Below are 21,082 nucleotides of genomic sequence, written 5' to 3' on the forward strand. Positions count from 1 at the left end.
TTATTCCTCCTCGTAATTATCAGTATGTTTTTTAAACCGCCAAGTCCGCTTTGTTTGAAGCATAGGCCATAATAGTATCCTGTGTAAGATTTTTATTTTCGAGGATACCGGTAACATGTCCTTCCGCAACGACGACAATTCTATCGCTCATACCGAGTATTTCAGGCATTTCGGAGGAAACCATGATGATGGCTTTTCCTTGTCCTGCAAGCATACTGATAAAACGGTGAATTTCGGCCTTTGCACCGACGTCAATTCCCCGCGTCGGTTCATCAAGAAACAAAATATCCGGCTCGGTTAAAAGCCATCGAGCGATGAGTACCTTTTGTTGATTTCCTCCCGATAAAAATTGAATTTGCTGTCCGACACCGGGTGTCTTAATTTCTATCGACCGCACATATTCACTACAATCTTTTAAAATATTCTTTTTATTTAAAAGACCGAAACGGTTGATATAGTGGTTGATGTTGGATATTACGATATTGTCGCTTACCGGCAATACCGGGAAGATACCTGAAAGCCGCCGATCTTCGGTAAGAAGCGCTATCTTATGTTTAATTGCATCACGGGGATTTTTAATCTGAACCGGTTTACCGTTTATTTTGACCGTTCCCGCTACAGCGCGGCGGATACCGAAGATGGTTTCGATAATTTCAGTTCTTCCGGCGCCTACCAAACCGGCAAGTCCCAGTATTTCTCCTTTCCGTAACGAAAAAGAAACATCGGTAAAATGCCGCCCGTCACTTAAACCTTCTACCGAAAGGATCTCATCTCCGATCGGACAGGGAATTTTGGGAAACATTGTATCCACCGGCCGCCCGACCATTTCAGTTATCATCTGTTCCATCGGTAAATCTTTCGCTGCATGAGACGCGATAAAATGACCGTCGCGGAAGATACTGACGGTATCCGCAATTTGCGCAATTTCATCCAGCTTATGCGTAATGTAGATAATGCTTTTATCTTCGCTTTTAAGCTTTCTTATAACGGAAAAAAGTTGATCCCGCTCCCGATCCGTTAAGGCGGAAGTCGGTTCATCCATAATGATAAGCTTTGCGTCATAGGAAACCGCTTTTGCAATTTCTACCATCTGCATCTTTGCCACCGTTAAAGTTCCAACCTTCGTCTTAGGATCTTCTTGCAGATGCACCTGTTCCAGCACAGCTTTGGTCATTTCATACATTTTTTTATGATTGACCAAACCGGTTCGATAAAGCGGCTCCCTTCCAAGCCAGATATTTTCCATAATCGGCCGTTCGGCTACGGGGGAAAGTTCCTGATGGATCATAGATATCCCCCACGAAAGCGCTTCTGCTGTCGTGTAGTACTGCGGAAGCTGCCTGCCGTCAAAGATAATCTCGCCCGAACTCACCGGTTGAATACCGATAAGACATTTCATCAATGTCGATTTTCCGGCGCCGTTTTCTCCCATTAGGGCATGGACTTCCCCGCGTTTTACATCGAGATGTACGGAATCCAACGCACGCACACCCGGAAAAAGCTTCGAAATATTCTTCATTTGTAAAATATAATTGCCGTCACTCATCCGTACATCCTCCATAAATGATCTGCCTCGTAAAATAAACCGGCTCTTTAGAGACGTTTTATTTCACTAACGGGGAATCCTTATCAACCAATTGGAACGGCACCCACGTTATTTTATCGGGGCTACCACCCTTTATCTTTGATGTAATAACCTTTGCAGCGCCGCCTCCTTGTCCGTTTGCATCCTGAAATACCGTTGCCGCCATCAACCCTTCGCGTACGGCATTCCGCCCGTCAAGCGTTGCATCTACACCGAGAACCAAAACATCTTTTCTATTTCCTGCTTCCAACGCTTTAATAGCGCCGAGAGCCATTTCGTCGTTGTTTGCCAATATCGCATTCAACTTATTTCCGTATGTCGTAATCCAGTTTTCGGTAACGGTAACCGCTTGGTCGCGCTGCCAGTTTGCCGTTTGTTCGGCAAGTACGGTAATTTCGGGGTATTTTGAAGCGAGCACTTCTTTATTACCCTCTGTGCGCTTTAATGCGCCCTCATTTCCGAGGATACCGACCAGAATTGCAACGCCGCCTTTTCCTTGCAGCAGTTCTCCAACCCGCTCGCCTTGAAGCCGCCCTGCAACAATCTCCTGCGATCCGACATAGTACACGCCGTCAGGCATACTATCTTCTTTACCGGCAAAAGGATTGCGGTTGACATAGCAGAGCGGAATACCTGCATTGCGCGCCGCATTGGTAATGGCATCCATTGAACTGGTGTCTACCGGTACGACAATTAATCCCTTAACACCCTTCGCAATAAAGCTGTTTACCTGATCCTGCTGCTTGATGGTGTCCTCAGTTGCATCGTTAACCTCAATATTCCCGCCCGCTTCGGTAATAGCTGCTTTTGCAGCTTCCAGAATATACGTCTGAAAAGTATCATTGAGATTATTGATACAATAACCTACCGTAAAGCCGTCGGTCTTTGTTTGAGACGCCTGAGGCGCAGCAGCCTCTTTCTTTGTGCATCCCAACAACATTGCAGCCACTGCTGTAACATACAACATTCGCTTTGCAAAAGTTTTCATCTCTTCCTCCTAATGTTTCCGCCGATTTGATAAAATCCGCGAACATTTCGCCGATTCATTTTTATATAAACCGGCATTTTTAGATACGTATATGTTAATAGTAGCATTGAAAAATAGCGCCGTCAAGAAAAATATTTATAAAATACTCAAAATATACCCATTTTATTGTTAAAGGCGGTGAACTATTTATAAAGTGATTAGCATATCTGATTATCGTAAAGCAAATAGGGAGGGATGCATAATTCATCAGTAAGGAGGGCGCCGATGAATTATGCGTTGGGATTTTTCTTATATTCCTGCGTGCTCGCGAATAAAGCGCCGCGCCTTTACCGCGTATTCAAAAGGATTGGCAATCGCGGGATCCTGCTCGGCTTCGACAAGGAACCATCCTTCGTACTTATGCTCTGCAAGGATTGCAAAAGCTGCGTCGAAATCAATCGACCCGTCGCCCGGGACGGTAAATGCACCCAGTCGAACTCCTTGCAAAAAGCTTAAATGCTCATCCTTTACTTTTTTAACAATCGCCGGACGGATATCTTTAAGGTGAACATGCTTAATACGATCAACATATTTTTTCAAAATTGCAATGTGGTCTTCGCCTGAATACACCAGATGACCGGTATCATACAACAGATACACTAACGAAGGATCGGTTTCGGCCATCATCCGGTCGATTTCCGCCGTTGTTTGTACAACAGTTCCCATGTGATGGTGGTAGACAATCTTCATACCCTTTTCCTGTGCAAGAGCGCCCAGATTGTTTAACCCTTTGCAAAGCAGCTTCCATTCAGCGTCATTCATACAGTGCTTTTTTTCAAATATAGGCGTATCCTGCTGTCCCTGAATACTGTGCCCCTGTTCTGACACGACAATAACCTTTGCCCCCATCGCATGTAAAAAGTCGCGGTGCTTTTTGAACGCCTCTGCCGTTTCTTCAAAAGGCTTCGTTGTCAAAAAAGCGCTGAACCACGCGCTTGCAACCTCAAGATTGCGTATTTCAAGGTATTTTTTTAAGACAACCGGATCACGCGGATATTTATTACCGATTTCCGTACCTGCATACCCTGCCAATGCAGCCTCGCTGATGCACTGTTCAAATGAATTTTCCTTGCCTAAATCGGGCATATCATCATTTGTCCATGCAATCGGCGCAATGCCGACCCGAATTTTCTTTGCATCAAACATAAGTATTTCTCCTCTATGTTAATATTTTCTTGCTTGAGCAAGATGCATTTCTTTTTGCTTGTACGCTTCCCGTACCGATTCCGATGCCGAATTACCCGCAATACCGACATGCCACCAAGCGCCGTATCCGTCGGTCATAGTCTTAGGCAACACCTTAATGTCGATCAATACGGACTCAGGGACGGACATTGCTTCTTTCAATGCGTCGGACAGTTCATCAAGCGTCCGCGCCGTATAAGCTTTAAGGCCGTAGCCCCGCGCCACCATTGCATAATCGATCGGTATCATTTCTCCGTCCTGCTTTCCCGTTTCAGCATTCCTAAAGCGGAATTCCGTTGCGAGGCTGGCAATGCCCTGCCCCATTTGCAGGTTATTGATGCAGCCGAAGCCGCAATTATCAAACAGCAATACGGTAATCTTAGCCCCTTCTTGCCGCGCCGTTATCAGCTCGGAATGCAGCATTAAAAAAGCGCCGTCCCCAACCATGCTATACACAGGGCGTGCAGGCTCTGCAAGTTTAACCCCGACGGAGGCGGCAATCTCGTAGCCCATACAGGAATATCCGTATTCGAGGTGATAGCCGCCCGGTGAATCCGTTGTCCACATCCGCTGTAAATCCCCCGGTAAACTGCCGGAAGCGCCGACTATAACCGCATCGGCTTCTATTGTTCTGCGGATAAGCGCGAGGGCAGCTGTTTGCGTAATAACGCCGCCGGTTGCGCGGATAAAATCATCAATCGAATGAGGATTACGCTTTTCAATAAGCGGCTGAAATCCCGTTCCGTTTTTAGGATAGGAATATTCTGAAAGCTTCTCCATCTCGGCATGCCAACCGGCCTGCGCAGCCTCGATTTCTCCCGAATATCCGGTACGATACTGCGCATTTTTAAGCGCCGGCAGCAGTTCTGCAAGGCAGACTTTCACATCACCGACAAGCGGCAGCGCATCCAATTTTCCCGCATCAAAGCCGCTGACATTTATCGAAAGGAATCGGACATCGGGATGCCGGAACAGCCATTTTGAAGCGGTGGTAAAGTCGGTAAAGCGTGTCCCTACCCCGATAATTAAATCGGCCTCTTTTGCAATCGTATTGGCGGCGCTGTTTCCTGTTACCCCGATGCCGCCGAGGTTCAGCGGTTCGCTACCGGCAATACAGCCTTTCCCCGCCTGCGTTTCTGCAAAGGGGATACCGAAGGTCTTACAAAACGATAGAAGCTCCTGCCCTGCTTCCGAATACCGCACGCCGCCGCCGCAAATCACCAGCGGTTTTTGAGCGCCGACGATGCAGTCTACCGCCTGCTTAAGCAGCGTTTCATCAGGACGGCGGCGTTCAATTGTGTGTACCCGCTCCGCTAAAAAACTTTCGGGGAAATCCCAGACCTCACCTTGTACATCCTGCGGCAAAGAAATACACACCCCGCCGGTCAGTTCGGGGTCGGTTAACACTCGTAGTGCATTGATGAGCGCCGTCATCAGCTGTTCGGGGCGGTTTACGCGATCCCAGTACCGGCACACCGGCTTAAAGGCATCGCTTGTGGTAACCGCCGCGCTGTGCGGTTGCTCTATCTGCTGCAGTACGGGATCACTCTGCCGTGTTGCAAAGGTGTCGCCGGTTAAGACCAGTAGGGGAATATGGTTTGCCGTTGCAAGCGCGCAGGCGGTTACCATATTTGCGGCGCCCGGCCCGATAGATGATGTGCACGCGATGATCTTTTGCAGATTATGCTGTTTAGCAAAGCCGATCGCCGCATGACACATTCCCTGCTCATTCCTTCCCTGATATACCCGTAATCCGCCCGAATCGGCAGCTAAAGCTTCACCGAGTCCGCAGACATTCCCGTGTCCGAATATCGTAAATATTCCCGCTACAAACTTTATCCTCTTACCGTCCCGCATCACATATTGGCGGTCAAGAAATGCCGTTACCGCCTGTCCAACCGTCTTTCGTATCATCCCCGATTCCTCCATTGTATCTCAATTATATATGAGAACCTTCCAAAAACTGATTCACAATCCGCGCGAACGTATACGATAAATCATTTCTTTACAGAACAAGCCGATAGGCTTGCAGTTTTTAGAGGTTTTCCTTAAAGTTAGCTGCCTCGGTTAATTTGCTTCTATAATTCAAATAGTAGCATTGAACGAGAGCGCCGTCAAGAATTTTTTTTAAGAAATACTCATTATATACCCATATTAAATAAATAATATTACCAATATATAACATTGACATAACACTGGAATCATATTTAACATACCATTATTTATCAATTTATTGCTTGAATTTACCCAAAACCTATAGTATACTGGAGTTGAACTATTAAGGAGGCTGAAGAAAATGATTTCTCTCGGCATTATCGGTGCAGGAAGAATCGGAAAGGTTCATGCACAAAGTATTATGAATCATATTGCATCGGCGCATCTTAAAACGATTGCCGATCCTTTTATGAATGAGGAAACCGAAGCCTCGCTCCGTGCGCTCGGCGTTTCCGATTGTTCAAAGGATTACAAAAAGATATTAAATGATCCCGAAATTGATGCAGTCTTAATCTGCTCATCAACGAACACTCACGCGGATATATCGCTTGAGGCAATCGCAGCCGGTAAACACGTGTTCTGCGAAAAGCCCGTGTCTCAAGACATCGCAAAAATCCGTCAGGTAATGGAAAAATTAAAGGGAACAAATCTTAAATATCAAGTAGGCTTTAACCGCCGGTTTGATCATAATTTTGAAGCGGTACGCGCCGCCGTCGCACATGGAGATGTCGGTGATGTGCATATTGTACGCATTACCTCACGCGACCCTGCGCCGCCGCCGCCCGAATACGCAGCCGTTTCAGGAGGTATGTTCCTCGACATGACCATCCATGATTTTGATATGGTGCGTTATTTAACCGCAAGCGATGTTGTCGAAGTATTTGCAAACGGCGCCGTACTGGTGGATCCGCTTATCGGAAAAGCAGGCGATATAGATACTGCAATTATTTCGCTTAAAATGGCGAACGGAGCCTTAGCCGTTATAGACAATTCCCGTAAGGCGGCTTATGGCTACGATCAACGTGCGGAGGTATTCGGATCAAAAGGTCAAGCAAGCGTTTCCAACGATACAAACTCATCGCTTATATTGAGCAGTGAAACCGGTATCCATGCCGAAAAGCCGCTCTACTTTTTCCTTGAACGGTATATGGCTTCCTTTACAAAAGAGGTACGGATGTTTGTGCAGGCAATCGAACAGGACTGCCCCGTACCGGTTGATATTAACGACGGATTACAGCCGGTATTGATCGCTGCCGCGGCATTGCGCTCTTTGAAAGAACATCGTGCGGTACTTTTATCGGAAATAAAGTAAGAGGCAGGCATCGGCATGGCATTAGCACTGATGACGGATTTATTGCGGGAAGCCGAACAGCACAATAAGGCGGTAGGCGCTTTTAACGTTGCCGATATGGAAATGATTATCGGCGCAATAAAGGCGGCGGAAACGGCAAATACCCCGATTATTCTGCAAATTGCACAGGCGCGGTTGGTTTATTCCCCGTTCCATTTAATCGCGCCGATGATGGTGAGCGCCGCCCGCGCCGCAAAGGTAGCCGTAGCAGTGCATCTTGACCACGGACAAACCCTCGATGTGATTCACAGTGCGCTCGATTATGGCTTTACCTCCGTTATGATTGACGGTTCCGCGCTTCCGCTGGAACAAAATATTGCAATAACGAATGATACGCTTGCCGCAGCGAAAAAATACGGCGCGGGCGTCGAAGCGGAATTGGGAACAATCGGCGGCAGCGAAGGCGGCGCCGAGAAAAAAGCCATTACCACCAATCCCGAAACCGTAAAGGAATTTTTACGCCAAGCCCCGGCTGATGCGCTGGCCGTTGCTATCGGGAATGCGCACGGCCATTATAAAGGAACACCGCAGCTTGACTTTGAGGCGCTTAAAACAATACATGCACTGACTCCGGCGCCGCTGGTTTTGCACGGCGGTACCGGCATCAGCGATGAAGATTTCAGGCGTTGCATAGACTGCGGTATACGAAAGATAAACATTGCAACGGCAAATTTTGACGCCTTTGCGGATGGTATACGCGCTTATTGCGCCCGACATGATACGCCCGGTTTTTTTGGCTTACATGAAGCTGCCGTGCAAGGCGTATACGAAAATGTCCTTCGTCATATTGCGGTTTTTAATAATGAGGAGAAAAGCTGATGTATATTAATTTTGAACGGTCTCGTCCGCTTGATCTTGTACTGTTCGGACGGGCAACCGTCGATTTAAACCCTATTGATTATTTTCATCCGCTGCAGGATTGCGTTTCGTTCAAAAAATATCTCGGCGGTTCTCCCGCGAATATTGCAGTAGGACTTGCCCGCCTCGGGAAAAAAGTCGGCTTTGTAGGAGCTGTTTCCGATGATCAGTTCGGTACCTTTATTACCGACACTTTTCAAAAAGAAGGAGTTGATACTTCCCAAATGGTGCGGACAACGCACGGGGAAAAACTCGGTCTTACATTTACGGAAATTCTCAATGAACACGAAAGCAGTATCCTGATGTACCGCAATCAAGCGGCAGACTTATCGCTTTCTACGGAGCATATCCACGAAGATTATATTCAATCGGCAAAGGCAGTGCTTATTTCCGGTACCGCATTGGCGCAAAGCCCTTCCCGCGAAGCGATGCTGAAAGCGGTTGCACTCGCAAAGAAAACCAAAACGCCGATTATTTTCGACATTGACTACCGCCCCTATAACTGGAAAAGCGAGGATGAAACCGCTCTGTATTATTCGATTGTAGCGCATGAAAGCGCTATCATACTCGGTTCCCGTGAGGAATACGATTTAACCGAACGGCTGATAGGGCCGGGTAAAAATGATGCGGAGACGGCAGCCTATTGGCATTCGCAAAAAGCAAAAATCGTTGTTATTAAGCATGGAAAAAAAGGCTCGACGGCATATACGCAGGACGGAAAAGACTTTTCGATTAAGCCCTTTCCGGTTAAAGCGCTTAAATCGTTCGGCGGCGGCGACGGCTATGCTTCGGCGTTTTTATTCGGTATCTTTAACGGCTGGGATATGATTGAATGTCTTGAATTCGGCAGCGCTTCGGCTTCGCTTTTGGTGGCAAGCCACGGCTGTTCCGCCGATATGCCGTCTGAAGACAAGGTAAGGCAGTTTATCAAAGAGTGTAAAGCGCAATACGGCGAAATGGTTGCGCGGGAGGGATAAAGGTTATGAATTACGATAGAAAATCACTATTCGGCTATCCTACGTTTAACGAACACGGTGTACAAACACTCACGGAAACAAACGGTCTTTATGCGAATATGCTGATGAATATTTCCGTCCATCGGCTTACGGCAGGGCAAACGCTTTCTTTACAGGATGCGGCGCAGGAAACTGCTTTGCTGCTTCTTGAAGGAGCGGTACGCTTTGCGTGGGACGGTAAAACCGAAACCGCCCAGCGACCTACTACTTGGGACAATACCGGTTATTGCCTGCATATCCCAAGAAATACTGCGGCAACCGTTACAGCGGAGCAGCCCTCGCTCGTACTGGTACAGCAAACGGAAAACTCCCGTAGTTTTGCCCCCGTGTTTTATACTCCCGATACGATAAAAATCAACACCTTCGGCGCCAATATACCCGGCAACACGGCGGTACGGGAGGTTACAACCATCTTTGATTACAGTACGGCTCCATATTCCAACATGGTCATCGGAGAAATCTTTAACCATGCGGGATTGTGGTCAAGTTTTATTCCGCATACCCATGAGCAGCCCGAAGTATACTACTATCGCTTTGATAAGCCGCAAGGGTTTGGCGCTTGTTTTATCGGGGACGAGGCGTTTAAAATTAAACATGAAAGTTTTGCAGCCATCCCGGGCGGGTTAACCCATCCGCAGGTTGCCGCTCCCGCCTACCGCATGACCTATGTATGGATGATTCGACATCTTGACGGAAACCCGTGGACAAGCCGATGCGATGCGCCCGAACACCGCTGGATAGTTGACCAATTCGGTAGTATTGGGTATTAAATTATTCATACTATGAGAACACAGCGACTGGAGAAAATTGAAGACTTTATTTATCATTATCAAGCGGTAACTCTTGACCAACTTTGTGATGCCTTTAAAGTATCAAAAAACACTATCCGGCGGGATATTGATGAAATTATTAAAGGAAAAAAAATTGAAAAAACATACGGCGGGGTACGTGTTGTAAAGGATGCAATTGCGCTGCCTTCTTTTGGCGATCGAACGGTTCAGAATCTTGCTCTAAAAAAGCGGATTGCGCGCACTGCTTGTGATTATGTAAAAGATGGAGATATTATCTTTATCGATTCAGGCACCACCACCTGTCACATGATAGAAGGACTGCAAAACAAACAGATTACGGTGCTTACCAATAATCTTGAATTTCTTATTCAGGCAGTGCCGTATACCGGTTTACAAGTCTTTAGCCTCTCCGGCGAACTGGATAGGAGTACGCTTTCTTTTACCGGCCCGCATACGCTTGAGGTTTTGAAAAGTTATAATATTTCCAAAGCTTTCATGGCGGCAACCGGTATTAGCGCCCATGCGGAAGTCAGCAATACGGTTCCGGCGGAATCGGTAGTGAAGAAGCTTGCTATCGCCCGTTCGCAGGAAGTATATCTTTTGTTAGATAGCAGTAAATTTAATCAAACATCAATGGTAACCTATAGCTCTTTCAGCAATTTGGATGCTCTGATAACCGATAAACAACCGACAGACGATTTACTTATTGCTCTTCAAAAAAATCATGTTGAGATTGTGCTTACCCAATCGTATCAAACTTCCGATGATAAAGCTCATTAATCCGCCGGTATACAAATGGAAATTCATATACCGGCAAAGAAATTTTACAAGTTTTTCAGGCTAAATAGTGCCGTCCCATGTGCTTACTTCGCTTGAATGAATTTCGTGTTCATCAAACCAGTGAGTGGTAACAACTTTTGTTTCCGTAAAGAACCGATAACCGTCTTTGCCGAGCGTATGTAAATCACCGATGAACGATTCTTTATGCCCTGAGAAGGGGAACATTCCGATAGGTACCGGTATACCGACATTTATTCCAACCATTCCCCCATCGGTATGACGCACAAATTCCCGCGCATAGTACCCGTTTTGGGTGTAGATAACCGATCCGTTTGCAAACGGGTTTCGATTCATAATTGCAAGTCCTTCTTCAAAGGTTTTTACCCGCTTGATACATAACACAGGGCCGAAAATTTCCTGTGTACCGACCGTCATATTCTCCGTAACGTTATCGAGGATAGTCGGGCCAAGGTAGAAGCCGTTTTCTGCACCGGCAACGGTATGATTTCTGCCGTCTAAAACGAGCGTTGCTCCTTCTTTAATACCTGTTTCAATCCATTTAATAATGGAAGCCTTATGCTCGGCATTGACAACAGGCCCAAGCTTTGTTGCCTTATCATAGGCTTTTCCGACAGTAAGCCTCTGGGCTGCCTCTTTAAGCTTCGCAACGAGCGCATCGGCAATACCCTCTTGTACAACGACAACCGGCAGCGCCATACAGCGTTCACCGGCGCACCCGTATGCCGCATTAATAATGCCGGCTGCAGTCCGTTCAATCGGCGCATCATCCAATACCAATGCATGATTTTTTGCTTCACAGAGCGCTTGAACCCGTTTACCGGTAGCGGCAGCCGTTGAATAAATATGCTTACCGACCGACGTTGAACCGACAAAGGTTATCGCTTTAATATCCTTGTGAGTTAATAAAATCTCCGCTTCGGTACGGGAACAGGTTACAATGTTAATAACTCCATCCGGCAACCCCGCTTCTTTATAAAGTTCAGCGATACGCAACGCCGATTGCGGTGTAAAAGTTGCTGCTTTTAGTACAATAGTATTCCCGCAGGCGACACAAATAGGAGTCATCCATCCCATCGGTATCATCGCAGGAAAATTGAAAGGGACAATACCGGCGCATACGCCGATCGGCTCCCGGTAAAGTACCGTATCGTAACCGAGCGAAGCATCCATCAAACTTTCGCCCATAATGAGCGAAGGGGCGGAAATCGCTTGTTCGGTACCTTCTTTTGCTTTCAACACATCGCCTTGCGCTTCTGCCCATGCTTTTCCGTTTTCCAGCGCTACCAAATGAGTAAGTTCATCCATGTGCTCGATCAGTAAATCTCTGACCTTATACAATATCTGCGTCCGTTTCTGCACCGGAGTTGCAGACCATGCCGGAAAAGCTTTTTTTGCGGCGGACACCGCAGTATTTACTTCTTCCGCTGTGCAGCAAGGGACTTTTGCAATTACCTCTCCGGTACTCGGATCATACGCATCTGAAAATTTCTGTGTTTTTGAAACAACCTGCTTTCCATCGATAAAAAGCGGCAATGTTTTAACCATTAGTTCCTCCTTATAAGAACAACATACCCCATCGCATCGGGGTTGCTGATCAAACCGATATGTTATAAGTATTTTATGGGTAACTTATGGTAATATTATAGGGTCTCTATGGTTATATGTCAATTGAAATATATTTTATTCGTGCGGCCGGTTAATATCCCGATCGAACAGGTCTAATTTACCCGTACAACCTTATCGGCACGTTCTACAACCGTGCCGATAATTGTCGGCTTTCCGCAGACGGTATTTTCAAGGACGGTGCAGAGTTCTGCATATAACTGTTGTGCGTCTTGTTGAGCTACCGCAATAACAAGACCGCCTGACGTCTGCGGGTCAAACAGGATGTCTTGATAGGCACGCGGCACTCCGTCCAGAGCAGCATTATCACCGACAAAGCTCCTGTTTGAATACGCTCCGGCGGGAACAAAGCCCATTTCGGCATATTCAACGGCAGCGTCAAAAATCGGCAGCGATTTACAAGTAAGCTCAATACTAAGGCCGCTTCCCTTTCCCATTTCATACAAGTGCCCCAAAAGTCCAAAGCCCGTGATATCCGTACAGGCGTGAACCTCGTATTTGGTCATCACAGTACAGGCGGCGGCATTTAAAAACGCCATAACGTCATATACACTTTTAAGCTCGTCCGTACCGAGCATATCAGCTTTCGCTGCTGTTGTTAAAATACCGGAGCCGATGGGCTTGGTTAAAATCAGTACATCACCTGTTTTGCACGCCGAATTTCGCAGTATTTTGTTGGGATGCACAAAACCCGTTACCGCTAAACCGTATTTCGGAATGCTGTCGTAAATGGTGTGCCCTCCGCAGATGATTGCTCCCGCCTCAAACGCCTTGTCGGCGCCGCCCCGCAGTATCTCTTTGATAACGGATTCGGGCATTTTTTCCGAAATACAAAAAAGATTGAGTGCCAGTTTCGGAACACCGCCCATTGCGTAAATATCGCTAAGCGCATTCGCGGCGGCAATCTGCCCGAACATATACGGATCATCCGTAATAGCCGGAAAGAAATCAGCGGTAAAGATTAACGCTGTTTCGTCACTGATTTTATAAACAGCCGCATCATCCGATGTATCGAAGCCGACCAATAGCCGGGCATCGGAGCAAATAGGAAAACTTTTTAATAATCCGTCCAGTGCACCCGCACTTAATTTTGCCCCTCATCCCGAATAGGACGAAGATTTAATTAAACTGAAATTTTTATCCGGGACTGCACAGCTCATGTTTGCCTCTTAGTTATCCGCTGCGGTGTATGTTCCGGCGGAGTCAAAGCTGAACACTTCATCGCGTTCAATGTTTGCGAAGTTCTCTGCGCCGAACGCAGCGCCGTCTTTTATCATAACTTTAACCGCCGTACCGCAGGCGGAGCTGAGTTCGCGCGGCACGGGAATAAGCTTGACGGTAATCACGCCGTTTTGCACAGCCTCGCTTTTTTCGAGACTGCACATACAAACGAGCGCTTCGTAATGAGTGTGAAACGTTATTACGTAACCGTCGATCATTTTGAAACAGTAATTTTCCAGTCGCTGCCGTCGGCTGAGACGGAGGTCTTTGCCTTCATCTTATCGCAAAAGCGGATAACGTTTTCTTTTGAGGTTTCATTATCGACAAGCACCGTAAAATTCTGATGTGCATCGAATGCTTTTTTTGTCCGTACCACCGGTTCAGGGCAGGAAAGCCCTCGTGCGTCTACCGTATAATCTGCCATTTCTCTATCTCCTTCTGCTAAATTACTAAAAATTCGGGCACCGCTTAATATTTGCTATGCTTTATGAGGGTCCCTGCTTAAATATTTTGTACGTTTAAAAAAGCGGCATCCCTAATGAGGTCGATTATCAGAGATACCGCGAAAACATTATTTATTTTTTGCTGCGTAGTATACGCTAACGCAGGCTGTTACGACTAATCCGATAACAACGGCAATCATCCCCGCGCTGGTCGGCCCTTTACCGGAAGAAGCAAGACCGAAGTTATGAGCGAAAGCGGCGCCTGCAATCAAACCGGTTACGGTTACAGCCGAGTCGGTGTTACCCTCGCCGGTTAAAATGAGCTGGCGTAAGGGGCAGCCGCCGAGCAGAACACTCGCCCATCCGACCAGCACCATACCGAGCGCGTTCCACAACCCGTCGGTGTGGGCAACTGCTTGTCCCGCGAGTCCGAGCTTAAACTGCCCGGTTACGAGCGTTCCGATAAGCACGGCAACTAAAATAGCAATACTACCCGTTAAAAGGTGGAAGTCTTTAAGCATAATTGCATCGCGGATACCGCCTGCGGTACAGAGCCGACTGCGTTGTGCTAATGCGCCGCCGACAAGACCGATACCGAGTGCGAGCGCAATCGGCGCATGCATTGAACCGGGACCTTTTTCGCTAAAGGCGAGAACGGCAGGGAATGCAACCAATAAAATGAAGAATACGATCATCACGATGGGGGCAAGCATCCCTTCCTGTCCGGATTGGGGATATGCGCGGCTTAACGAGAAGTTCTTGTTGAGGAATACCACTCCAATCGCGATACCGATGATGAACCCGACAAGTCCAAATATCGCATTCAAATCGCCTGCGCCCAAACGTAAAAACATACGAAGCGGGCAGCCTAAGAACATCAACGCACCGATCATTACGAAAAAGCCTAACACAAAGCGGGTAAAAGGCGCTGAACCGCCACGGGGCTTAAATTCTTTTTTTATAAGTGCAATAGCAAACGCACCGACGATAAGTCCGATGACTTCGGGGCGCATATACTGCACCACAGCCGCATTGTGCAGTTTTAAGGTACCCGCAATATCGCGTAAGAAACAGGCAATACAGAAGCCCATATTTCCCGGGTTTCCGAATTTGACCAATACGACAGCTGCAATCCCGATGAATGCGCCCGTCAGTGCTACCATGAAATGTTTTTTCATTCCATTCCTCCAGCTTTGATTTTTTTAATAAAACTATAAAAAAAATTATATATAGTATGATACAAGGAGTTTATAGGGCTGTCAAGATTTCTTTTAAAGACCTCGGTCGAATTGATACGATTGGAAAACAGCTTTTTTTGTGCTATATTATTATCAATTCTACTTTAGGATTGGTGTTTATGAAAGAAAAATTATCGATGCTTTGCTCGGTTTTAAGTAAAGACCAACCGGTACTTATACAAACGCATGATTTTCCGGATCATGATGCCCTCGGTGCGGCTTATGCTCTTTTAAAACTTTTAGAAAGCTACGGCTATAAAATGGAGATTGCTTATGGTGGTCATATTCAAAGTTTATTGTTAATAGAATTTGTAGAATATTTAGGCTGCCCACTTCTGAAACTTGATGAAATTGATGATTTATGCAGAAAGATACTGTGGTAAAACCGCATTTTTAAACGCTGTCATTGCATTAGCTCGTTCTGAACAAGGAAAATAAAACCGATACAAGCAGAATCAACCGATACCGCCGTAGAAAATACCGAGAATATATATGATGACGGTAACGCCGCAGTAAAGATATTTTCCTTGCACAACATACGCACTGCTGACCGGTTTTAAGCGGCCTTTTGAAACTTCGCGTAACACGAAATCTTTATTGCATACCCAGAAGAACATAATACCGGCAAGTAACGCTCCGAGCGGAATAATATAAATACTGATAACATCCATCCATATACCGAGTATGTTTCCGTCTTCAACAATAAGTCCGATAAGGAACCCGAGACCGAGCACAATGAGAAGCGAAACCTTTCGGCTCAATTTAAACTTTTGCTGCAGCATCTCTACCGGTGTTTCATACAGATTGATCAACGAAGTAATTCCGGCGAACAATACCGCGACAAAGAATATAATCGAAAACAGAGTACCGGCAGGCATTTCTTTAAAGATCATCGGCATGGTGATAAACATTAGCGGAGGCCCTGCTGTCGGTTCAAGGTTATACACAAAGACCGCGGGGATGATAACCAATGCTGCAAGCAGCGCTGCGAACGTATCGAATATCGCCGTGAATTTTGCACTGGTTGGAGCATCTTCATTATCCTTCAAATAGCTGCCGTATACCACAGTACCGCTTCCGGCGAGTGATAACGAAAAGAATGCTTGACCGAGTGCATAAACCCACGTTTTTACATCCGCCAATTTACTCCAGTCTGCTTTAAATAGAAAGGTATATCCGTCAGCTGCTTTCGGTAATGTCGCAACACGAATGGCAAGAATAATAAACAAGCCGAAAAATGCCGGCATCATCACTTTGTTGACTTTTTCGATACCTGATGAAACACCTGCCGCCATAATTATAAAGCAGCCGATAATTGCGGCACTGTGCCACGGTAAGCTTGAAAGCCGTCCCGCAATGGCACCGAAGTATGCACCGCTGTTCTCTGCAGCAAGCATGGAGCCTAAAAAAGCTCCTACTGTAAAGCGGATAATCCATCCGACTACAACTGTGTATCCGATTGCAATACCGAGCGAACCGGCAACAGGGATCCATCCGATAGCGGCACCTGAATTATTACCGTGCATTTGAGTTGCTTTCAGAAATGCACCGTGCGGGCCTGTTCTCATTGCCCGTCCTAAGCACATTTCTTCAACAATACCCGTGTATCCGATGAAAGTAACAAAGATGATGTAAGGAATTAAAAATGCCGCTCCCCCGAACTGCCCCGCACGGAACGGGAACAGCCAGATATTCCCCATGCCGACGGCGGAACCGATGCAAGCAAGAATAAACCCAACCTGTGATCCGAATTGATCGCGCCGTGCTTCTGTATTTATCATAGCTGGTTCCTTTTAATAGGCGGATTAGTACGCTTCTCTTTCCGAATGTCCACTTAGGGCTATTTAATGGGTTCCAAGTGAGCTTGGAAGTGGCGCAAAATCGGCGGTTCCCAAATGATGCGGTAACCCTTCACCTGCGAAGCCCGTTCCTTGATGTTGATTAACGCTTCGGCAATGACATCCAAATGAGCCTGCGTATACACACGCCGCGGAATAGCTAACCGTGCAAACTCAAATTCTGATTTAATCTGCTTACCCGTTTCAGGATCATTGCCGAGCATAAACGAACCGATATCGCAAGTACGGATGCCGGCTTCTTTGTACAGCTCTACGCAAAGCGTATGGCCGGGAAATTCATAGTAGGGAATGTGCGGGAACATCGCATTTGCATCAACGTAAACGCCATGCCCGCCTGCGGGGTTCTGAATGGCAACGCCCGCATCAAGCAGCTGAGATGCCAAATATTCCATAGAAGCGTTGCGGTATTTCAGATATTCTTCATCGATACCTTCGTACAGACCAATCGCCAAAGCTTCAAGATCACGGCCGGAAAGACCGCCGTAGGTAATAAAGCCCTCAAACGAAATACAGTTGCCCTTAATCAGTTGATAAATGTCTTTGTTGTTCTTAATACCGATAAGACCGCCCATGTTGACGATTGCATCTTTTTTTGCGCTCATCGTAAAGGTGTCGGCATAGCTGAACATCTCGCGTACAATGTCTTTAATGGATTTATTGTTATATCCCGCTTCGCGTTCTTTAATAAAATAGGCGTTTTCCGCAAAACGAGCCGCATCGATATTAAATAAAATACCGTATTTTTTTGCGACCGCAGACACTTCACGGAGATTTTGCATCGATACGGGCTGACCGCCGGCTGAGTTATTGGTAATGGTCATAACAATCATACCGACATTTTCTTTGCCGTATTCATTGATATACTTTTCAAGTTTTTCAACATCCATGTTGCCTTTGAAAGGAGCATAGACAGCCGGTTTTTTTGCTTCCGCACACACGCAGTCTACCGGTTTCCCGCCGGACAAAGTGACATGCGCTCTTGTCGTATCAAAGAACATATTGGAAATAGCGAACTGCCCTTTTTTAAGCAATAAGGGGAACATCACTTTTTCCGCCGCCCGTCCTTGATGTACCGGTTGGATAAATTCGTATCCGAAAATATCCTGTCCCGCTTCGAGCAATTTAAAATAGCTTTTGCCACCGGCATACGCCTCATCACCGACCATCACACCCGCCCATTGCCTATCGCTCATTGCGTTTGTGCCGCTATCGGTTAATAAGTCGATGTACACATCTTCCCCGCGCAAGTTGAACATATTGTACTTTGCCGCTTCAAGCTTTTTGAGGCGTTCTTCGCGGGTTGTCATTTTAATTGGCTCTACCATTTTGATTCTAAACGGTTCCGGTACATACTTTTTCATACGATTTCTCCTTTTGTGTTACTGTGCTAAATATTCGTTAATGCTCGCCGCCGCTTTGCGTCCTTCACCCATCGCGAGGATGACGGTTGCCGCACCGAGTACGATATCTCCGCCCGACCACACTTTCGGAATGCTGGTTTTCTGGTTTTCATCGACGATGATGTTGCCGTTCTTTGTTACCTGCAATCCTTCCGTCGTTTTTGCCATCAGCGGGTTAGAGCTGTTACCAAGCGCAACGATAACCGTATCCACCGGGATTTGATGCTCAGTACCCGGAATGGCAATAGGACTGCGGCGACCGGAATCGTCGGGTTCACCAAGCTCGTAGTTCAGCACTTCGACTGCACACACCTTACCGTCTTTATCGCCGATAAAGCGTGTCGGGTTTTGCAAAAAGCAGAACTCAACCCCTTCTTCTTCCGCATGGGCGATTTCTTCGGCGCGGGCGGGCATTTCGGCACGGGTACGGCGGTAAATACAGTACACTTTATCGGCACCGAGCCGGTATCCCATACGGGCGGCATCCATCGCGACATTCCCGCCGCCGATAACCGCAACAACCTTTGCAGGATACAGCGGTGTGTCCGCCTTATCTTCTTGATAGGCCTTCATCAAATTGGCGCGGGTTAAGTACTCGTTTGCGCTGAATACGCCGATGAGGTTTTCTCCCTCGACGTTCATAAACTTAGGTAAGCCCGCGCCGGTACCGATAAAGGCGGCGTCGAAACCGTCTTCTTGGAGCAGCTGTTCCAGTGTTGCCGTCCGTCCGACTAAGAAGTTGGTTTCAAATTTGACGCCCATCTTTTTAAGATTTTCCACTTCTTTCGCGACAATGTCTTTGGGGAGCCGGAATTCGGGGATTCCGTAGACCATAACGCCGCCCGTTTTATGGAAGGCTTCGAATACGGTTACCGCATGACCGGCACGGCGGATATCGGCGGCGGCGGCAAGACCTGCAGGTCCCGATCCGATAATCGCAACCTTCTTTCCGGTATCGGGAGCAACCGGCGGAATTGTTGTCTTGTTATTATTTCGTTCCCAATCTGCAACAAAGCGTTCCAATCTGCCGATTGCAACCGCCTTATCCACTGATTTATGCATTTTGCCGACGGTACATACTGCTTGGCACTGTTTTTCTTGCGGACATACGCGGCCGCAGATAGCGGGAAGCAAGTTCGTCGTTTTAATCGTATCGACAGAAGCCTTAAAATCTCCCTTTTGAATACAGCTGATAAATTCGGGGATGGGGATTCCAACAGGGCAGCCCTGTACGCAGGGGCGGTTCTTGCAGTTTAAGCAGCGTTCCGCTTCGATCCGCGCCTGTTCTTCGGTGTAACCGGTTGCAACCTCGTCCATAAGACGTGCTCTGGCATGCGGTTCAAGTACCGGCATTTCCTGTATCGGGATAGCGCCGCGATCCTTCATTTTTAATTCTTTATCTTTTAATTCACCCCAATACGCTTTCGCCTGCTCCGCAAGTTTTTCGCGGGGGACGTAGTGGTGTTCGGTATTTATATTTTCGGTTTCCATTCCATACTCCTCTGCGCGGCACATCCGAAAAAATGCCGGCTTATCTTCTATTCAGGTTGATTTAAGGTTAATGAGCGCCGTTAGACAGTCCGATTCTGCAGGCATGACGGTCGTGATCTTCCCGTTCCTTAAACGCCTTCATCCGCATCATCATGTTGTCGAAATCGACTTTGTGCCCGTCAAATTCGGGGCCGTCCACGCAGACAAACTTGGTTTTTCCGTCAATCGTAACGCGGCAGCCTCCGCACATTCCGGTACCATCGATCATAATGGTATTTAACGAAACAACCGTATGGATACCGAACGGACGGGTTGTGGCCGCGCAGAATTTCATCATAATCGGCGGACCGATTGCAATAACCTCTTGAGGCGGCGCAGAGCTTTCACAAATTTCTTTTAACGGTTCGGTAACCAGCGCTTTTCGGCCGTAGCTTCCGTCATCGGTTACGATGATGAGCTCATCCGCTATTTTACGCATTTCTTCTTCAAAAATAACAAGCTCTTTTGTACGTCCGCCGATGATAATGATAACTTCATTACCGGCACGTTTATAGGCTTGAGCAATCGGGTGTAGAGGAGCCGTACCGATACCACCGCCGACGCAGACAACCTTTCCGACCTTTGCAATATGCGTGGGATTACCGAGCGGACCGAGAATTGCCGCAATCGAATCGCCTACTTCTTTTCGGCAGAGCTTAATCGTGGTTGCCCCAACTGCCTGAACGACAAGGGCTATCCACCCTTCGGAAGGATCGGCATCGGCGATGGTAAGCGGAATGCGCTCGCCGTAATCGATATCAAGCTGAATAATAACAAATTGTCCTGCCTTTCTCTGACGGGCAATTTCCGGTGCCGCAACGCGCAGATAGAAAACATCTTTTGAGAATTGTTTCTTCTCTAAAATCGTGTGAATCATTCGACCTCTTTATATAGATAAAATATGGTATCATTTATAGGTGATACACATTTCGTGCTATTTTACTCGTAATGGTACGGAATATCAACAGGGCAACCGTATCAAAAATATTTTTAGCGGTTGCCTTCCTTCTGTGCGAAATTTCATAGGTATAAGATGAGCGTCTACAATGCTGCCGCTCATCTTAACCGTCAAGTTTTCTTTCGAAAACTTGCGTATTGACGTGTGCGCCTGAGGCGCACCAATGCAACGGTTTCAAAAATTCATATTTTATTCAACTGT

Annotated in this window: 18 protein-coding genes and 1 pseudogene; 6 read left to right on the plus strand and 13 right to left on the minus strand. The window is 46.9% G+C overall.

From position 1 onward, the window contains the following. Window positions 1-31: 31 nt before the first annotated feature. The 4 genes from ABK01_RS00830 to iolD form a co-directional block, all read right to left on the minus strand. Entirely contained in the window at window positions 32-1,546 is a 1,515-nt protein-coding gene (locus ABK01_RS00830) for a sugar ABC transporter ATP-binding protein (RefSeq protein WP_253675869.1), read from the minus strand. 58 nt (window positions 1,547-1,604) lie between these two features. Further along, window positions 1,605-2,573: a substrate-binding domain-containing protein gene (locus tag ABK01_RS00835; RefSeq protein WP_253675870.1), complete on the minus strand. Its 969-nt coding sequence runs from the start codon at window positions 2,571-2,573 to the stop codon at window positions 1,605-1,607. A 288-nt stretch (window positions 2,574-2,861) separates the two neighbouring features. Further along, window positions 2,862-3,758, minus strand: coding sequence for a myo-inosose-2 dehydratase (gene iolE / locus ABK01_RS00840; RefSeq protein WP_253675871.1), 897 nt, complete (start codon window positions 3,756-3,758; stop codon window positions 2,862-2,864). Between the two features lie 18 nt (window positions 3,759-3,776). Next, window positions 3,777-5,711, minus strand: coding sequence for a 3D-(3,5/4)-trihydroxycyclohexane-1,2-dione acylhydrolase (decyclizing) (gene iolD, locus ABK01_RS00845; protein WP_253675872.1), 1,935 nt, complete (start codon window positions 5,709-5,711; stop codon window positions 3,777-3,779). Window positions 5,712-6,093: 382 nt separating this feature from the next. On the opposite strand from iolD, the gene iolG reads away from it, so the two are divergent. Genes iolG through ABK01_RS00870 form a run of 5 tightly spaced genes read left to right on the plus strand, consistent with a single transcriptional unit; the run spans window position 6,094 to window position 10,588 of the window. Continuing rightward, window positions 6,094-7,104 (plus strand): inositol 2-dehydrogenase, encoded by a 1,011-nt coding sequence (iolG, locus tag ABK01_RS00850; RefSeq protein WP_253675873.1) that lies wholly within the window; start codon window positions 6,094-6,096, stop codon window positions 7,102-7,104. Window positions 7,105-7,119: 15 nt separating this feature from the next. Further along, entirely contained in the window at window positions 7,120-7,962 is an 843-nt protein-coding gene (locus ABK01_RS00855) for a ketose-bisphosphate aldolase (RefSeq protein ID WP_253675874.1), read from the plus strand. Then, a complete protein-coding gene (iolC, locus tag ABK01_RS00860; protein ID WP_253675875.1) occupies window positions 7,962-8,978 on the plus strand; it encodes a 5-dehydro-2-deoxygluconokinase in 1,017 nt (338 codons plus the stop codon). Before ABK01_RS00855 ends, iolC begins: the two co-directional genes overlap by 1 nt. 5 nt (window positions 8,979-8,983) lie before the next feature. Further along, the gene (locus ABK01_RS00865; RefSeq protein ID WP_253675876.1) at window positions 8,984-9,787 is read left to right on the plus strand and encodes a 5-deoxy-glucuronate isomerase; all 804 of its coding nucleotides are present in this window, start codon (window positions 8,984-8,986) and stop codon (window positions 9,785-9,787) included. A gap of 12 nt (window positions 9,788-9,799) precedes the next feature. Next, the gene (locus ABK01_RS00870; RefSeq protein WP_212565685.1) at window positions 9,800-10,588 is read left to right on the plus strand and encodes a DeoR/GlpR family DNA-binding transcription regulator; all 789 of its coding nucleotides are present in this window, start codon (window positions 9,800-9,802) and stop codon (window positions 10,586-10,588) included. A gap of 60 nt (window positions 10,589-10,648) precedes the next feature. Here ABK01_RS00870 and ABK01_RS00875 read toward each other — a convergent pair whose 3' ends face one another. The 5 genes from ABK01_RS00875 to yedE form a co-directional block, all read right to left on the minus strand. Next, entirely contained in the window at window positions 10,649-12,154 is a 1,506-nt protein-coding gene (locus ABK01_RS00875; RefSeq protein WP_253675877.1) for a CoA-acylating methylmalonate-semialdehyde dehydrogenase, read from the minus strand. Window positions 12,155-12,327: 173 nt separating this feature from the next. Beyond that, window positions 12,328-13,392, minus strand: coding sequence for a selenide, water dikinase SelD (gene selD, locus ABK01_RS00880; RefSeq protein ID WP_371922013.1), 1,065 nt, complete (start codon window positions 13,390-13,392; stop codon window positions 12,328-12,330). 9 nt (window positions 13,393-13,401) lie between these two features. After that, window positions 13,402-13,617 carry a putative Se/S carrier-like protein gene (locus ABK01_RS00885; protein ID WP_253675878.1) on the minus strand — a complete coding sequence of 72 codons (216 nt, stop codon included), beginning with the start codon at window positions 13,615-13,617 and terminating at the stop codon, window positions 13,402-13,404. Between the two features lie 50 nt (window positions 13,618-13,667). Further along, window positions 13,668-13,877 (minus strand): sulfurtransferase TusA family protein, encoded by a 210-nt coding sequence (locus ABK01_RS00890; protein WP_162661966.1) that lies wholly within the window; start codon window positions 13,875-13,877, stop codon window positions 13,668-13,670. 147 nt (window positions 13,878-14,024) lie between these two features. Further along, window positions 14,025-15,074, minus strand: a complete 1,050-nt coding sequence (gene yedE, locus ABK01_RS00895; RefSeq protein ID WP_253675879.1) for a YedE family putative selenium transporter — start codon at window positions 15,072-15,074, stop codon at window positions 14,025-14,027. A gap of 179 nt (window positions 15,075-15,253) precedes the next feature. Here yedE and ABK01_RS00900 point away from each other — a divergent pair. Continuing rightward, window positions 15,254-15,496 (plus strand): annotated as a pseudogene (locus ABK01_RS00900) (phosphoesterase); the annotation flags it as partial. A 93-nt stretch (window positions 15,497-15,589) separates the two neighbouring features. On the opposite strand, the gene ABK01_RS00905 reads toward ABK01_RS00900, so the two are convergent. The 4 genes from ABK01_RS00905 to ABK01_RS00920 all read right to left on the minus strand — a co-directional run bounded on the left by ABK01_RS00905 (window position 15,590) and on the right by ABK01_RS00920 (window position 20,797). Continuing rightward, the gene (locus ABK01_RS00905; RefSeq protein WP_253675881.1) at window positions 15,590-16,915 is read right to left on the minus strand and encodes a sodium-dependent transporter; all 1,326 of its coding nucleotides are present in this window, start codon (window positions 16,913-16,915) and stop codon (window positions 15,590-15,592) included. Window positions 16,916-16,974: 59 nt separating this feature from the next. After that, window positions 16,975-18,354, minus strand: coding sequence for a tryptophanase (locus tag ABK01_RS00910; RefSeq protein ID WP_253675882.1), 1,380 nt, complete (start codon window positions 18,352-18,354; stop codon window positions 16,975-16,977). A gap of 18 nt (window positions 18,355-18,372) precedes the next feature. After that, a complete protein-coding gene (gene gltA, locus ABK01_RS00915; protein ID WP_253675883.1) occupies window positions 18,373-19,884 on the minus strand; it encodes an NADPH-dependent glutamate synthase in 1,512 nt (503 codons plus the stop codon). A gap of 67 nt (window positions 19,885-19,951) precedes the next feature. After that, window positions 19,952-20,797, minus strand: a complete 846-nt coding sequence (locus ABK01_RS00920; protein ID WP_253676623.1) for a sulfide/dihydroorotate dehydrogenase-like FAD/NAD-binding protein — start codon at window positions 20,795-20,797, stop codon at window positions 19,952-19,954. Between the last annotated feature and the right edge of the window lie 285 nt (window positions 20,798-21,082).

The organism is Treponema sp. OMZ 305 (assembly GCF_024181325.1).
GTDB lineage: Bacteria > Spirochaetota > Spirochaetia > Treponematales > Treponemataceae > Treponema.

Excerpts from the sequence above, each read along its gene's own strand:
- iolE (WP_253675871.1), bottom strand. The coding sequence starts at position 3,758 with ATGTTTGATGCAAAGAAAATTCGGGTCGGCATTGCGCCGATTGCATGG.
- ABK01_RS00855 (WP_253675874.1), top strand. The coding sequence starts at position 7,120 with ATGGCATTAGCACTGATGACGGATTTATTGCGGGAAGCCGAACAGCAC.
- yedE (WP_253675879.1), bottom strand. The coding sequence starts at position 15,074 with ATGAAAAAACATTTCATGGTAGCACTGACGGGCGCATTCATCGGGATT.
- iolC (WP_253675875.1), top strand. The coding sequence starts at position 7,962 with ATGTATATTAATTTTGAACGGTCTCGTCCGCTTGATCTTGTACTGTTC.
- ABK01_RS00830 (WP_253675869.1), bottom strand. The coding sequence starts at position 1,546 with ATGAGTGACGGCAATTATATTTTACAAATGAAGAATATTTCGAAGCTT.
- ABK01_RS00905 (WP_253675881.1), bottom strand. The coding sequence starts at position 16,915 with ATGATAAATACAGAAGCACGGCGCGATCAATTCGGATCACAGGTTGGG.
- ABK01_RS00865 (WP_253675876.1), top strand. The coding sequence starts at position 8,984 with ATGAATTACGATAGAAAATCACTATTCGGCTATCCTACGTTTAACGAA.
- iolG (WP_253675873.1), top strand. The coding sequence starts at position 6,094 with ATGATTTCTCTCGGCATTATCGGTGCAGGAAGAATCGGAAAGGTTCAT.
- ABK01_RS00835 (WP_253675870.1), bottom strand. The coding sequence starts at position 2,573 with ATGAAAACTTTTGCAAAGCGAATGTTGTATGTTACAGCAGTGGCTGCA.
- ABK01_RS00875 (WP_253675877.1), bottom strand. The coding sequence starts at position 12,154 with ATGGTTAAAACATTGCCGCTTTTTATCGATGGAAAGCAGGTTGTTTCA.
- gltA (WP_253675883.1), bottom strand. The coding sequence starts at position 19,884 with ATGGAAACCGAAAATATAAATACCGAACACCACTACGTCCCCCGCGAA.
- ABK01_RS00885 (WP_253675878.1), bottom strand. The coding sequence starts at position 13,617 with ATGTGCAGTCTCGAAAAAAGCGAGGCTGTGCAAAACGGCGTGATTACC.
- ABK01_RS00870 (WP_212565685.1), top strand. The coding sequence starts at position 9,800 with ATGAGAACACAGCGACTGGAGAAAATTGAAGACTTTATTTATCATTAT.
- iolD (WP_253675872.1), bottom strand. The coding sequence starts at position 5,711 with ATGATACGAAAGACGGTTGGACAGGCGGTAACGGCATTTCTTGACCGC.
- ABK01_RS00910 (WP_253675882.1), bottom strand. The coding sequence starts at position 18,354 with ATGAAAAAGTATGTACCGGAACCGTTTAGAATCAAAATGGTAGAGCCA.
- ABK01_RS00890 (WP_162661966.1), bottom strand. The coding sequence starts at position 13,877 with ATGGCAGATTATACGGTAGACGCACGAGGGCTTTCCTGCCCTGAACCG.